Annotated in this window: 12 protein-coding genes and 1 riboswitch; of the genes, 8 read left to right on the top strand and 4 right to left on the bottom strand. The window is 71.3% G+C overall.

Annotation, left to right across the window (positions count from 1 at the left end):
* Position 1 precedes the first annotated feature (1 nt).
* From ychF to HNR67_RS00855, 4 genes are all read left to right on the top strand, one after another.
* Positions 2 to 1,081: a redox-regulated ATPase YchF gene (gene ychF, locus HNR67_RS00870; RefSeq protein WP_185000093.1), complete on the top strand. Its 1,080-nt coding sequence runs from the start codon at positions 2 to 4 to the stop codon at positions 1,079 to 1,081.
* Between the two features lie 74 nt (positions 1,082 to 1,155).
* Positions 1,156 to 2,292, top strand: a complete 1,137-nt coding sequence (locus HNR67_RS00865) for a Fic family protein (protein WP_185000092.1) — start codon at positions 1,156 to 1,158, stop codon at positions 2,290 to 2,292.
* A gap of 247 nt (positions 2,293 to 2,539) precedes the next feature.
* Entirely contained in the window at positions 2,540 to 3,235 is a 696-nt protein-coding gene (locus tag HNR67_RS00860; RefSeq protein ID WP_221489736.1) for a CHAP domain-containing protein, read from the top strand.
* A gap of 190 nt (positions 3,236 to 3,425) precedes the next feature.
* Positions 3,426 to 6,368 carry an AfsR/SARP family transcriptional regulator gene (locus tag HNR67_RS00855; protein ID WP_185000091.1) on the top strand — a complete coding sequence of 981 codons (2,943 nt, stop codon included), beginning with the start codon at positions 3,426 to 3,428 and terminating at the stop codon, positions 6,366 to 6,368.
* Here the strand turns inward: HNR67_RS00855 and HNR67_RS00850 are convergent, their stop codons facing one another.
* Positions 6,369 to 6,827 (bottom strand): NUDIX domain-containing protein, encoded by a 459-nt coding sequence (locus tag HNR67_RS00850; RefSeq protein ID WP_185000090.1) that lies wholly within the window; start codon positions 6,825 to 6,827, stop codon positions 6,369 to 6,371.
* 179 nt (positions 6,828 to 7,006) lie between these two features.
* Between HNR67_RS00850 and HNR67_RS00845 the strand changes: the two genes are divergently transcribed.
* Entirely contained in the window at positions 7,007 to 8,167 is a 1,161-nt protein-coding gene (locus HNR67_RS00845) for an alkaline phosphatase PhoX (protein WP_185000089.1), read from the top strand.
* Here HNR67_RS00845 and HNR67_RS00840 read toward each other — a convergent pair.
* Positions 8,164 to 8,460 (bottom strand): 4a-hydroxytetrahydrobiopterin dehydratase, encoded by a 297-nt coding sequence (locus HNR67_RS00840; RefSeq protein WP_185009926.1) that lies wholly within the window; start codon positions 8,458 to 8,460, stop codon positions 8,164 to 8,166. The two genes, HNR67_RS00845 and HNR67_RS00840, sit on opposite strands and share 4 nt — an antisense overlap.
* Before the next feature lie 54 nt (positions 8,461 to 8,514).
* Positions 8,515 to 8,627, top strand: a riboswitch (TPP riboswitch).
* Positions 8,628 to 8,671: 44 nt separating this feature from the next.
* Between HNR67_RS00840 and HNR67_RS00835 the strand changes: the two genes are divergently transcribed.
* The 3 genes from HNR67_RS00835 to HNR67_RS00825 are packed head-to-tail and all read left to right on the top strand — an operon-like array spanning position 8,672 to position 12,281.
* A complete protein-coding gene (locus HNR67_RS00835; RefSeq protein ID WP_185009924.1) occupies positions 8,672 to 9,679 on the top strand; it encodes a thiamine ABC transporter substrate-binding protein in 1,008 nt (335 codons plus the stop codon).
* Positions 9,655 to 11,250, top strand: a complete 1,596-nt coding sequence (locus HNR67_RS00830; RefSeq protein ID WP_185000088.1) for an ABC transporter permease — start codon at positions 9,655 to 9,657, stop codon at positions 11,248 to 11,250. The genes HNR67_RS00835 and HNR67_RS00830 overlap by 25 nt, the downstream gene beginning before the upstream one ends.
* On the top strand, positions 11,250 to 12,281 hold the full coding sequence (locus tag HNR67_RS00825) for an ABC transporter ATP-binding protein (RefSeq protein WP_185000087.1): 1,032 nt from the start codon (positions 11,250 to 11,252) through the stop codon (positions 12,279 to 12,281). Before HNR67_RS00830 ends, HNR67_RS00825 begins: the two co-directional genes overlap by 1 nt.
* Here HNR67_RS00825 and HNR67_RS00820 read toward each other — a convergent pair whose 3' ends face one another.
* Together HNR67_RS00820 and HNR67_RS00815 are read right to left on the bottom strand one after the other, a co-directional pair.
* Positions 12,282 to 13,160 (bottom strand): ABC transporter permease, encoded by an 879-nt coding sequence (locus tag HNR67_RS00820; protein WP_185000086.1) that lies wholly within the window; start codon positions 13,158 to 13,160, stop codon positions 12,282 to 12,284. It lies immediately after the preceding gene.
* Positions 13,157 to 14,116 carry an ABC transporter ATP-binding protein gene (locus HNR67_RS00815; RefSeq protein WP_185009922.1) on the bottom strand — a complete coding sequence of 320 codons (960 nt, stop codon included), beginning with the start codon at positions 14,114 to 14,116 and terminating at the stop codon, positions 13,157 to 13,159. Before HNR67_RS00815 ends, HNR67_RS00820 begins: the two co-directional genes overlap by 4 nt.
* Positions 14,117 to 14,135: the final 19 nt, after the last annotated feature.

Raw genomic sequence — 14,135 nt, 5'->3', positions numbered from 1 at the left:
CGTGAGCCTCACCCTCGGCATCGTCGGCCTGCCCAACGTGGGCAAGTCCACCCTGTTCAACGCGCTGACCCGCAACGACGTCCTGGCCGCGAACTACCCGTTCGCCACCATCGAGCCCAACGTCGGCGTGGTCCCGCTGCCGGACGCGCGGCTCGGCCAGCTCGCCAAGGTCTTCGGCTCCGAGCGCGAGGTGCCTGCCGTGGTGTCCTTCGTGGACATCGCGGGCATCGTCAAGGGCGCCTCCGAGGGCGCGGGCCTCGGCAACAAGTTCCTCGCCAACATCCGCGAGGCGAACGCGATCTGCCAGGTCATCCGGGTCTTCGACGACCCGGACGTGGTGCACGTGGATGGCCGCGTCGACCCCAGCTCGGACATCGAGACGATCAACACCGAGCTGATCCTGGCCGACCTCCAGACCCTGGAGAAGGCCATCCCGCGGCTGGAGAAGGAAGCCCGCACCCAGAAGGAGCGCCGCCCGGTCCTGGAGGCGGCCAAGCAGGCCAAGGACATCCTGGACAGCGGCCGGACCATGTTCGCCGCGCAGAAGGAAGTCGACCTCGAGGACCTGCGTGAGCTGAGCCTGCTCACCACCAAGCCCTTCCTCTACGTCTTCAACGCCGACGAGTCCGTGCTCACCAACGAGGCCCGCCTCAAGGAACTCCGCGAACTCGTCGCCCCGGCCGACGCCGTCTTCCTGGACGCCAAGGTCGAGTCCGAACTGCTGGAACTCGACGAGGAGTCCGCCGCCGAACTGCTGGAGTCCATCGGCCAGCACGAACCCGGCCTGTACTCCCTGGCCCGCGCCGGCTTCCACACCCTGGGCCTGCAGACCTACCTCACCGCGGGCCCCAAGGAATCACGCGCCTGGACCATCCCGCAGGGCGCCACCGCCCCGCAGGCCGCAGGCGTCATCCACACCGACTTCGAGCGCGGCTTCATCAAGGCCGAGGTGGTCTCCTTCGCCGACCTGATCGAGGCCGGGTCGATGGCCACCGCGAAGTCGGCCGGCAAGGTGCGCATCGAGGGCAAGGACTACGTGATGGTCGACGGCGACGTGGTGGAGTTCCGCTTCAACGTCTGAGGGCGGCAGGGGCCGGGCCTCGCGGTCCGGCCTGACGCATTGACGTAATGATTGCGTCAATCTATCGTTGGGGCATGCTTTACCCCACACCTGCTCTCAACGCTGAGGACCAGCGCGTCCTTGGGGAGATCGACGGCCTTCGTCGCTCGTTGCGCCAGCAGGTGCGGAACACTCCGGCCAAATGGGCTGAGGGGTTGCGCAAGTTCTTGACAGCTGACGCGGTTGCGGCCTCCAATTCGATCGAGGGCTTCAAGGTGGCCACAGTCGATGTCGAGGACCTCCTGGAGGGCGAGCGGGACGTCGACGTCTCCGAGGAAGATCGCGACGAGACGCTCGCCTATCAGCGGATGATGACCTACATTCAGACGCTTCACGATGTCTCGGACTTCCGTTATGGCAAGGAGTTCCTCAACTCGCTCCACTGGATGCTGCAGGGGCACCGGCACACTCGGCGGAAGCCGGCCGGGCAATGGCGCCATGGTGCGGTGTACGTGACGGACGCGCGTGACCCCAGCATCGCGGTGTACACGGCGCCGGACGCGGTCGACGTGCCGTCGTTGATGGGTGAGCTGGTCGAGTGGCTGAACACGGATGACGGCAGCCATCCGCTGGTACGGGCTGCCATGGCGCATCTGCATCTCGTTTCCATTCACCCGTGGGCGGACGGCAACGGCCGCATGTCCCGGTCCCTCCAAACACTCATGATCGCGAGAGAGGGAGAACTGGCCCCGGAGTTCTCCTCAATCGAGGCTTGGCTGGGGCGGCCTGGCAATACCTGGGAGTACTACCGCGAACTGCAACACCGAGGGGCGACCTACCTCCCCGGCCAGGACGTTTCTGACTGGGTCCGCTTCAATCTCACCGCGTATCACCAGCAGGCGCAGACCGTGCGTGGCCGACTGGATCGTTCGAGCCAAGTGTGGGTTCTGCTCGGTGAGTTCGCGGAGGCCCGAGGGCTGGAGCAGAGGGTGGTGTCGGCGCTGTATGACGTGGCGATGTCGGGCCGGGTGCGCCGGACGCGCTACGAACGAGCCGAGGACCTGGGGTTGCAGCGAGCCCAACGTGACCTGCGGGACCTGGTCATGGCAGGCATCCTGACACCGGTCGGTCGTACCCGCGCCCGTTTCTACACCGTCGGCTCCGCTTTTCCGGCTTCAGCCCTGGAATCAGCCCGGACACCACTGACACTGATCGATCCGTACAAGCGCTGACGTGGTGGAGTTCCGCTTCAACGTCTGACCCGCTCAACGTGCTCAGCGCGGCGTGACGGACCGCGCTGAGCACGCATGGGTAACCATTGCGGGAGCGCTCTCGCGGACTGGTCCTTCTTCAGTGCACAAACTTGCCGGTATTCACCAGAACGAGAGCTTAACCGTTTCTTTGGCGGGTATTAGGCGGGCTGGCCGACCCTGACCTCGCCGCGGAAAGCGCGGTGATGCCGATGAGGGGAAACCTGCCATGGAGAAGACCATCCCGCGGCGCCTCGTTCGCGGTCTGACCGTACTGGGGGTCGGGGCCAGCCTGTTGCTGGCCTCGTCCGTGGTCACCGGCCCGGCGATCGCGGCAGAGGATCCGGACACCGTGGCGCCCGCCGTGCTCGCGGTCGAGGATCTGGACGGCCGCCCGCTCACCGGCGAGGCGCTGCGGGAGTTCCTGGCCCAGGACGCGGCCAGGACGGCGGCCACCCAGCCCGACACCGTGCCGGTGGCCGCCGCGCCGGCCGGCACCCTGGCCGACCGGGACCAGATCGTCCGGTTCGCCGCGGCCGAGCTGGGCAACGGGGAACGGCCCGCCGGCAGCAACTGCACCAAGTACTCCTCGCAGTGTGTGGCCTGGTGCGCCCTGTTCAGCACCTGGGTCTGGCGCAAGGCGGGGGTGAGCATCCCGCAGTACCCGTTCACCGGCGACGTCTACAAGTGGGGCCAGCGCAACGGCAAGTCCTACAGCAAGGCGAACCTGGGTTCGGCGGTCAAGGGTGACGTGCTGCTGTTCGGCACCGGGCCGTCCAGTCCGTCCACCAGCACGCACATCGGCATCATCGAATCCCGCTCCGGCAGCACGGTGAAGATGATCGAGGGCAACCAGCAGAACGCGGTCCGCCGGGTCACCCGCACGCTGAGCGGGAGCACCTTCTACGGCGGCACCAGGCCGTAAGGGCAGCGCGGGAATGGTCAGCCGGGCGGCTGGGGTCGAAAATCCGCCCGGCTGATCGTTTCGATATCAGGTTCTTGAGTGCGCGGGGCGACCCACGGGGGCAGACAACCGGCTGAATCGGGCCCAACAATGGCCGTTCAGCCGTCTGCGCCGGGGGCCAATGGTGGAGGAATTTCGCATTCTCGGTCCGGTGGAGATCTGGGCGTCCGGGCTGCCGAAGGAACAGCCGCCGCCGCGCGCCCGGCAGATCCTGGCCCTGCTGTTGCTCAACCCCGGCGTGATCACCTCGACCGACCGGCTGATCGACGCGGTCTGGGGCGAGGCGCCGCCGCCGAACGCGCGCAAGGCGCTCCAGGTGCACATCTCGCACCTGCGTCAGCTGCTCGCCGTGCCACTGCGGCACAGCCCACCCGGTTACGTGTTGTCCGTCCGGCCGGAGCAGGTCGACCTGCACCGCTTCCGGGCCTGGACCGCGGCCGCCCGGCGGGAGTCCGACCCCGAACAGGCGGGCATCCTGCTGCGCAGGGCGCTCTCGCTGTGGCGGGGCAGACCACTGGCCGACATCGGTTCGGACCGGATGCGGGAGCGGTTCTTCGCCGGGCTGGAAGAGGAACGACTGGCCGCGCTGGAGGCCAGGATGGACGCGGACCTGCGGCTGGGCCGGCACGCCGAACTGGTCACCGAACTGCCCGCGCTGCTGGCCGAGCACCCGCTGCGGGAACGGATGCGCGCCCAGCTGATGACCGCGCTCCACCACAGCGGACGGCGGGCCGAGGCACTCCGGGTCTTCCACGAGGCCCGCGCGCTGACCGTGGCCGAACTGGGCGTGGAACCCGGCCAGGAACTACAGCGCCTGCACCGCGAACTGCTCGCCGAACCCCGGCCCGCGCCCGCTGCCCCCGCGCCGGTCAGCCGCAACCACCTGCCGCGCGACGTGCCCGACTTCACCGGCCGCGTCGCCGAGCTGACCAGGCTGTGCGCGGTGGGCGGCCAGGACTCCGGGGTGCTGCCGGTGTGGTGGCTGGACGGGCCGACCGGGGTGGGCAAGACCGCGCTGGCGGTGCGGGCCGCGCACCGGCTGGCCCCGCGCTATCCGGATGGGCAGCTCTTCGTCGAACTGGGTTCGCTCGGGCCGGAGGAGGTGCTGGACGCGCTGCTGCGCGCGCTGCGGGTGCCGGGGGAGCGGATCCCGGAGGGGCTGCGGGAGCGGGTCGCGCTGTGGCGGGCCGAGCTGTCCGGGCGGCGGGTGCTGGTGGTGCTCGACGACGCGGCCGCGGCAGGCCAGGTCCGGCCGCTGCTGGCCGGCGGCGCGGACTGCCTGGTGCTGGTGACCAGCAGGCACCGGATGTCCGGGCTGGAGGGGGTGCGCCGGGTCGCGCTGGACGTGCTGCCGCCGGTGGACGCGCGGGAGCTGTTCACGCGGCTGCTGGGCGCGGAGCGGGTGCACGCGGAGACCGCGGCGGTGGCCGAGGTGGCGCAGCTGTGCGGGTACCTGCCGCTGGCGATCCGGATCACCGGGGCGAAGCTGGCCGCCCGCCCGCACTGGCCGGTGTCCCGGCTGCTTGGCCGGTTGCGGGACGAGCAGCGGCGGCTGGACGAGCTGTCCGTCGGCGACCTGGCCGTGCGCACCGGGCTGGCCGTGAGCTACCTGGGCCTGGACGAGGCGAGCCGCCGGGCGTACCGGCTGCTGGGCGCGCTGGGTTACGGCAACCTGCCGGGCTGGCTGGCCGCGCCGCTGCTGGGCGAGCCGGAGGAGACCGCGGAGGACGTGCTCGACCAGCTGGTGGACGCCCAGCTGATCGAGGTCAGCAGCGAACCGGCCGAGCCACTGCGGTACCGGATGCACGACCTGGTCCGGCTGCACGCCAGGGAACGCGCCGAACTGGAGGACACCGCCGGGGAGCGGCGGGAGGCGGTGCGCCGGGCGGTGACCGCGCTGCTGGCCGCGGTGGACGAGCTGGCCGAGCCACTGCCGCCCGCGGTGCCCCGGCTCTGCCACACCGACCTGAGCACCCAGCCCCGGCCGCGGATCACCGGCGCCGAGCGCTGGTTCGAGCAGGAGGAGGCCGCGCTGGTGGCCGCGGTGTCCAGGGCGGCCGAACTGGACCTGGCCGAGCTGGCCGCGGCACTGGCCGAGGCGCTGGTGTTCAGCTTCTTCGCGGTGCGCAACCGCTACGACGGCTGGGCCCGCACGCACGAGGCCGCGATCAGCGCACTGCGCCGCACCGGGCACCGCAGGGGCGAGGCCGCGCTGGAGTGCAGCCTGGGCCAGCTGCACTACAAACGGGACCGCTACGAGCTGGCCCGCACCCACTTCCGCACCGCGCGGGCGCTCTTCGCCGAGGTCGGCGACACCAGGGGCGAGGCGGTCGCGCTCAACGGCATCGGCATGGTCGGCCGCGAACTCGCCGACCACGCCGCCGCGCTGCCCGCGTTGCGCCGGGCCAGGGACATGCTGGCCACCAGCGGCGATGAGGAAGGCGTCGCGCACGCCCTGTACGGCATCGGCTACGCCCACCGCGAACTCGGCGAGGACCCCGAGGCCATCGACACCCTGACCGCCGCCGCCAGCTCCTACCGCGCCGCGGGCAACGAGCGCGGCGAGGCCCTGGCCCTGCGTGGCATCGGCCTGGTGCACCGCGCCGCCGACCGCTGGGACGAGGCCGAGGACTACTGCCGCCGCAGCCACCGCATCGTCAGCGCGGTCGCCGACGACCTGCTCGGCTGCTACACCACCCAGGCCCTGGCCAAGGTCTGGATCCGCCAGCATCGCCCCGAACAGGCCGAGGCCGCCCTGCTCACCGCCGCCCAGACCAGCCAGTCCCTGCACGACACCTTCGGCCTGGCCCTGCTGCACCGCACCCTTGGCGAGAGCCGCCTGGCCCAGGGCCAGGTCGAACCCGCCCTGCGCTACCTGGACCTGGCGCTGACCGGCTGGGCCGAGCTGCGCCTGCCGGTGTGGCGGGCCAGGACGTTGCGCGACGTGGGCGCGGCGCACGCGGCGGCCGGGGACGAGCCCGCGGCGCACCGGGCCTGGCGGGAGGCCAGGGAGGTCTTCGACCGGCTGGGCATCCGGGAGTCGGCCGAGGCCCCGCACTGGCACCGCCGGTGGGCCTGCCCGTGCGTGAACTGATCAGGCCAGTTCGCCGTCCCGCACCACCAGGTGCCGGGGGTCCCGGTGTCTGCCTGCCGCGATCAGGTCGCGGACCGGGTGTGGGGCCAGGTCGGACTCGGCCAGGGTGGCCAGTGGCAGCCATTCGTAGTCCTGGCCGGGGGTGCGGCTGCTCACCGCGACCCGGTCCACCGAGGCCCACAGGTAGTGCTCGACCGCGTGGGTGGGCTGGTCCGCCTCGGTGCTGAAGTGCTCGACCACGAACAGGTACTCGGACTGGACCAACCGGGTGGTGGTCTCCTCGTCGATCGCCTGGCGCAGCCGGGTCTCGAAGGTCTCGCCCGGTGCGCACGGGCCGCCGATGAAGGCGTAGCCGGTGCCCTCCGGGGAATCACTGGATCGCCGCACCAGTAGGCGGTCGCCGTGCAGGACGACCGCGTGGACAGTGGGCCTGACGAGTTGACGCTCGGGTTCAGACACGTCCACGACCATAGCCAAACTCGGCGCGCCTGTCCCCCTGTGTCCACAGTGGACAGTCGCTCGACGGCGCTCATCCTTTTGCCGCACTTCATCTTTCGTTCACCGGACTTTTGCCCGTACCGGTGACCCTTGGCGCTCGCAAGACTCCTGAGTGTCACCCGAACTGACGGGAGTTCACCGTGGAACGACGCAACTTCCTGCGAGTCGCCGTGGTCGGCGCCGCGGCCGCGGCCTTCGGTGGGGCGGCCTGGCGGGACGCCTTCGCCGACGGGGCGCAGCCGGGGGCCAGTCCGTATGGTCCACTGCTGGCCGCGGACGGCAACGGCATCCAGTTACCGCAGGGCTTCACCAGCCGGGTCATCGCGCGGACCGGGCAGAAGGTGACCGGGACCAATTACACCTGGCACCCGGCGCCGGACGGCGGGGCCTGTTTCACCGACGGCAGTGGCTGGATCTACGTCTCCAACAGCGAGGTCTCCAGCACCGGCGGGGTCGGCGCGGTCAAGTTCAACGCGAGTGGCCAGATCACCGGGGCTTATCGCACGCTGGCCAACACCAACGTCAACTGTGCCGGGGGCGCCACCCCCTGGAACACCTGGCTGTCCTGCGAGGAGGTCGACCGCGGCTACGTCTACGAGACCGACCCGTGGGGCGTCAAGGCCGCCATCCGACGGCCCGCGATGGGCCGGTTCAAGCACGAGGCCTGCGCCGCCGACCCCGACCACGGCTACGTCTACCTCACCGAGGACGTCTCGGACGGCTGCTTCTATCGCTTCAAACCCACCACCTGGGGCGACCTCTCCAGTGGCACCCTGGAGATCCTCAAGGGTGGCAGTTCGCAGACCAGTGGGCCGGTGACCTGGGGTGTTGTCTCCGACGTCGACGGCAGTCCGACCGCGACCCGCAACCAGGTCGTCGGCGCGAAACGCTTCAACGGCGGCGAGGGCTGCTACTACGCCGGCGGCACCTGCTGGTTCACCACCAAGGGCGACAACCGGGTCTGGGCCTACAACGCCGACACCAGCTCGATCAGCCTGACCTACGACGACAACCTGGTCACCGGCGGCGCCGCGCCGCTGACCGGGGTGGACAACGTCACCGGGACCAGCAGCGGGGACCTGTTCGTGGCCGAGGACGGCGGCAACATGGAGATCTGCATCATCACCCCGGCCGGGGTGGTCGCGCCGTTCCTGCGGATCAGCGGGCAGAGCGGGTCGGAGATCACCGGGCCCGCGTTCAGCCCGGCGGGCAACCGGCTCTACTTCTCCTCCCAGCGCGGCACCAGCGGGTCCAGCAGTGGTGGCATCACCTACGAGGTCACCGGGCCGTTCCGGACCTAACCGGCGATCGCCTCGATCACGCCGTCGATCTCCTGCGCCAGGGCCGCGTCCAGCGTGGTGATGCCGCCCTTGGAATGGGTTGAACAGCGGAAGGTCAGGGTGCGCCAGCGGATGTCGATGTCCGGGTGGTGGTTGTCGTTCTCCGCGATCTCCGCCACCCGGTTCACCACCTGGATGGCCTGCGGGAAGCTGTCCAGTTCGACCGTGCGGACCAGCTCGCGGCCCTCGGCCAGCCACTGCGGCAGCCGTTGCAGGTGATCATGGATCTGGTCGTCGCTCAGCAGTTCGGCCATGCCTTCATGGTCCTCGTGCGGGTGCGTCCGCGCGACCCGGCGTAAGGTCATGCCCCTAGATGCCACGGGAGTCCGGTGTAGCCGGGCTGAGAGGAGAGCGGTCAGCTCTCGACCGTCCGCACCTGATCCGGATCATGCCGGTGTAGGGATTGCGTCAGGAGGAACTTTGCGTCGCACCACGGCCGCGTTCGCGCTGGTCACCACCCTTGCCATGCTCACCGGCTGCTCGCTGATCGGCGGTTCCGGGGCCACCCCGGCCCCACCCGGCGAGACCAAGGTGGTGCTGCTCACGCACGAGTCCTTCGCGGTGAGCGAGGGGCTGTTCGCCGAGTTCAAGAAGCAGACCGGCATCACCGTGGAGCAGCGGGCGCTGGGCGACGCGGGCGCGCTGACCAACCAGCTCGTGCTCACCAAGGCCAACCCGCTCGGCGACGTGGTCTTCGGCGTGGACTCCACCTTCGCCTCCAGGGCCATCGACAACGGCCTGCTGGATCCCTACCAGAGCCCGGAGGCGGCCAAGGGCCCGCAGCGCTACGCCGTCGACGGCTCCGGCGCGCTGTCCGCGGTGGACCTGGGCGATGTGTGCATGAACGTCGACCTGGCCTACTTCGCGCAGAAGGGCCTGGCCGAGCCGAAGTCCCTGGACGAGCTGGCCGACCCGAAGTACAAGGACCTGCTGGTGGTCTCCGACCCGGCGACCTCCTCACCCGGCCTGGCCTTCCTGCTCAACACGGTGGCCAAGTTCGGCGAGGACGGCTGGGCGGGCTACTGGAACCGGTTGAAGGCCAACGGGGTCAAGGTGGTCAACGGCTGGGAGACCGCCTACAAGCAGGAGTTCTCGGTGGGCGGCAAGGGAAACCGGCCGATCGTGCTCTCCTACGCCTCCTCCCCGGCTGCCGAGGTCGGCCAGGACGGCAAGCCGAAGACCAAGGCGCTGCTGGACACCTGCTACCGCCAGGTCGAGTACGCCGGCGTGCTCAAGGGCGCCAAGCAGCCCGAGGCCGCGCGCAAGCTGGTCGACTTCCTGCTGGGGGAGAAGTTCCAGGCCCAGGTCGCCGAGCAGATGTACGTCTACCCGGCGCGGGAAGGCGTGGCGCTGCCCGCGGTGTGGCAGCAGGTCGCGCCGCAGCCGCGGCAGGCCGCCGCACTGCCCGCGGCCAAGGTCGCCGAAGGCCGGGAGCGCTGGGTGGAGCAGTGGCGCAAGCTCGTTCAGGGCTGACCCGGCTGGGCCTGGGGGCCGCGGCTGCGGTGCCGCTGGGTTTCCTGGCCGTCTTCTTCGCCTGGCCGGTGGCCGCGATCATCGGCCTCGGCCTTGGCCGGACCGGGGTCGGCAAGACCCTCGCCGACCCGGCCACCTGGGACCTGGTCGCCTTCACCCTCGGCCAGGCCGCCGCGGCCACCGCGGTCGCGCTGCTGGCCGGGATGCCGGTGGCCTACCTGCTCGCCCGCTGCCAGGTGCGCGGCCGCGGCTTCGTCCGGCTGGCCATCACCATCCCGTTCGTGCTGCCGACCGTGGTGGTGGGCCTGGCCTTCCGCGCGGTGCTCGGTGACGCCGGCGCGCTGGGCATCGTGCTGGCCAACGCCTTCTTCAACGTGGCCGTGGTCGCGCGCACCGTCGGCGGCCTGTGGGCGCACCTGGACCGCAGGGCCGAGGACGCCGCCCGCGCGCTGGGCGCCTCCCGCTGGCGCACCTTCCTCAGCGTCACCCTGCCCGCGCTCGGCCCGGCCATCGGCTCGGCCGCCGCGGTGGTGTTCCTGTTCTGCTCCACCGCATTCGGTGTGGTGCTGATCCTGGGCGGCTCCCGGCTGCGCACCCTGGAAACCGAGATCTACCTGCGCACGGTCAACCTGCTCGACCTCTCCGGCGCGGCCGCGCTGTCCCTGCTGCAACTCGCCGCGGTGATCGCCGCCCTGGTCATCGGCGCGGTCGCGCGCCGCCGCCGGGAGGCCCAGCTCAAACTGCGCGCGGCCGAGGAAAGCCTGCGCAGGCCGCGCGGCGGCGAGTGGTTCGTGGTCGCGGGCGCCGCCCTGGTGGTGCTGGCCCTGCTGGTGCCGATCTTCGGCCTGCTGCTCCGCTCACTGTCCACAGCGGACGGTTGGAGCTTCGACGGCTACCGGGCGCTGGCCACCGGCGGCACCCAGGGCACGCTGGCCGTGTCCGGGTTCGAGGCCGCGCTCAACTCGCTGCGTGCGGCAGGCGATGCCACCCTGCTCGCGCTGGTCATCGGCCTGCTGGCGGCGATCGTGCTCTCCCGCGTGCGCCGCCGCGGCGCGGGGGAGGCCCTGGACCTGGTGCTGATGCTGCCGCTGGGCGTGTCCGCGGTGACCGTCGGTTTCGGCTACCTGGTCACCATGGACGCCCTGCCAGGGGACTTCCGCACCTCGCCGCTGCTGGTCCCGCTGGCCCAGGCGCTGGTGGTCACCCCGCTGGTGGTGCGGCTGGTGCTGCCGGTGCTGCGGGCCGTCGACGACCGGCTGCGCCAGGCCGCCGCCACCCTGGGCGCCGGACCGTTCCGGGTCTGGCGGGAGGTGGACCTGCCACTGGCGCTGCGGTCCATGCTGGCCGCCGCCGGGTTCGGATTCGTGGTGGCACTTGGCGAATTCGGCGCGACCAGCTTCCTGGCCCGGCCGGAGGCGCCCACGCTGCCGGTGGCCATCGCCCGGCTGATCGCCCGGCCCGGCGAACTCAACGAGGCCATGGCCTACGCGGCCTGCACCTTGCTCATGGTGGTGACCGGCCTGGCGGTGCTGGTGATCGAGAAGCTCAGAGTCGGCACCGGGGAGTTCTGATGGGTCTCAACGTCGACGGCCTGACCGTCAACTACGGCGCGGCCACCGCGGTGGACCGGGTTGATCTGTCCATTGTGGAGGGTGAGGTGCTCGCCCTGCTCGGCCCGTCCGGCTGCGGCAAGTCCACCCTGCTGCGGGCCATCGCCGGACTCGAGCAACCCACCGCGGGCACGGTGTCCTGGGACGGCGACGACCTGGCCCCGATCCCGGTGCACCGGCGTGGTTTCGGCCTGGTCTTCCAGGACGGCCAGCTCTTCCCGCACCGCGATGTCGCGGGCAACATCGCCTTCGGCCTGCGCATGCACGGGGTGCCAAGGGCCGAGCAGCGGGTCCGCATCGACGAGCTGCTGGAACTGGTGGGGCTCAGCGGTTACGGCCCGCGGCGGGTCACCGAACTCTCCGGCGGCGAGCAGCAGCGGGTGGCACTGGCCCGCGCGCTGGCGCCCCGGCCGCGGTTGCTGCTGCTGGACGAACCGCTCTCCGCACTGGACCGGGCCCTGCGCGAACAGCTGGCGATGGACCTGGCCACCTTGCTGCGCAAGGCGGGCGCGACCGCGCTGGTGGTCACGCACGACCACGACGAGGCGTTCACCCTGGCCGATCGGGTCGCGGTGATGTCGGCCGGGCGGATCCGCCAGTTCGGCACCCCCGAGTCGGTCTGGCGCGCGCCCGCGGACACCGAGGTGGCCCGCTTCCTGGGCTGCGGCACGCTGATCCCGGCCCTGGTGCGCGACGGCGTTGCCGAATCCGCGGTCGGATCCGTTGCCGCCCAAGACTTCCCGGACGGCCCGGCCCGGCTCGGACTGCGCGCGGCCGCGCTGCGCGCCGACGCCGACGGGCCACTGCGCGGGCTGGTCGTGCGCCGGGTGCACCGCACCGATCACATCAGGCTGGTGGTACGCCTCGACCTCGCCGATCTCCCGGAGATCAGCGAGGTCGAGGCGGTCGGGCCGGTCCTCGGTGCACCGCCCGCCGGGGATCCGGTGCGGCTGCGCCTGGATCCCGAGGCGGTCGCGGTGCTGCCCGCCTGATCATCCGTCCTTTGTGGACATACGCAGGAAGGTCAGCGACAACCCGATCACCAGGTAGCAGGCGGCCTTCGCGGTGCTGTCCACCAGTCCGTCCCATGGCATCGGGTCGCGCAGCACGTCGGCCACCGCGGTCCAGCCGTTGGGCAGCAGGTACGGCTGCAGCCACTCCATGCCGGGGATCGCGCCCAGCACCTGCACCACGATCAGCCCGCCCAGGGTGGCGGCCAGCACCACCAGCGGGTGTTCGGTGAGCGCGGAGACGGCCAGTGCGATCGCGGCCAGCGCCATCATCTGGAACGCGGCCCAGCCCGCGGCGAGGCCGATCTTGCCGAGGGCCTCCCCGATCGGCAGCGTGGTGCCGGAGATCGAGACCACCTCGGTGCCGCCCACGATGATGATCCCGGTGAGCATGCCCAGCAGCGAGATCAGCGACACCGCGATCACGATCACGGTGGCCACGCCCGCGGCCTTCACCGCGACCAGCCGCACCCGGCTCACCGGGGCGATCAGCAGTCCGCGCAACGTGCCGTGCGATGCCTCGCCGGCCAGCGCGTCCGCGGCGGACATGGTGGCCACCAGCGGCAGCAGCATGGTCATCGAGATGGTCAGCGCGGCCAGTGGCAGCACCATCCCGTTGCCCACCGCGGCCATGATCATCCCAGGCCCTCGGCCCGGCATGTTGCCACCGATCACGGTGACCCCGATGCCCAGTGCGATCGGCACCAGCGACATCAGCACCAGCGCGACGATGGTCCGCGGCCTGCGCAGGATCCAGCGCAGCTCGGAGGCGTAGAGCCGCCAGGCGGAAGCTTGCTTGGGGCCGGTGGACACCGCGACCGGGGTGGCCGCGGGAGTCGGTTCGGCGAGTGTGGCGGTCATGCCCCGTCCTCCTCGGTGAGCCGGGCGAACAGCTCCTCGAGACCGGTGCGTTCCCGATGCGCCTCGTGCACCGAGACCCCCGCCCGAACCAGGGTCTCGATCACCTTCGGCGCCTCGGCGCCGGTCAGCTCCACCCGCACGCCACCGTCGGCGGCGCGAGCGGGGATCTTGGCCGAGCGCAACGCCTCCACCGCTTCGGCGATGTCCGGGGTGGACACCGTCAGCGTGGGCGCGCCCGCCTCCAGCAGGTCGGCCAGCGGTCCCTGCCCGACCACGGTGCCCTGGTGCAGCACGGCCACGTGCGTGCAGGTCGCCTCGACCTCGGCGAGCAGGTGCGAGGACACCACCACGGTGGTGCCAACCGCGTGCAGCTGCGCCATCACCTTGCGGATCTCCCTGGTACCGGCGGGATCCATGCCGTTGGTCGGCTCGTCCAGGATCACCAGGCGACGCGGCACCAGCAGTGCGGCGGCCAGGCCGAGGCGCTGCTTCATGCCGAGGGAGTAGCCGCGGAACTTGCGGTCGGCGGCGTGCGCGAGCCCCACCCGCTCCAGCGCGTCGGCCACCGCGCCCTTGATCGCCCTGGTCTCCAGCAGCGGTTCGGCCGCGCCGAGCCGCCGCAGGTTGTCCCGGCCGGTCAGGAAGGGGTGGAAACCCGGTCCCTCGACCAGCGCGCCCACCTGGGCCAGCGCCGCGGTCGACTCGTCCGGCATCCGGTGTCCCAGCAGCTCCACCTCACCGGCGGTGGGCCGGACCAGGCCGAGCAGCATCCGGATGGTGGTGGTCTTGCCGGAGCCGTTGGGGCCGAGCATGCCCAGCACCGCGCCCTGCGGCACGTCCAGGTCGACCCGGTCCACCGCCACGGTCTTGCCGTAGACCTTGCGCAGACCCCTGGTGCGGGCGGCCAGGGTGCCGGAGGGGGCGGGGGCGGCCGGAGCCACCCCCGCCTGTCCGATCTCCGTGCCCGCCAGTCCG

Origin of the sequence: Crossiella cryophila (genome assembly GCF_014204915.1) — a bacterium.
Taxonomy (GTDB): Bacteria; Actinomycetota; Actinomycetes; order Mycobacteriales; family Pseudonocardiaceae; genus Crossiella; species Crossiella cryophila.
Note: the sequence above shows the minus strand (reverse complement) of the source record. Positions and strands in the feature narration are given on the sequence as shown.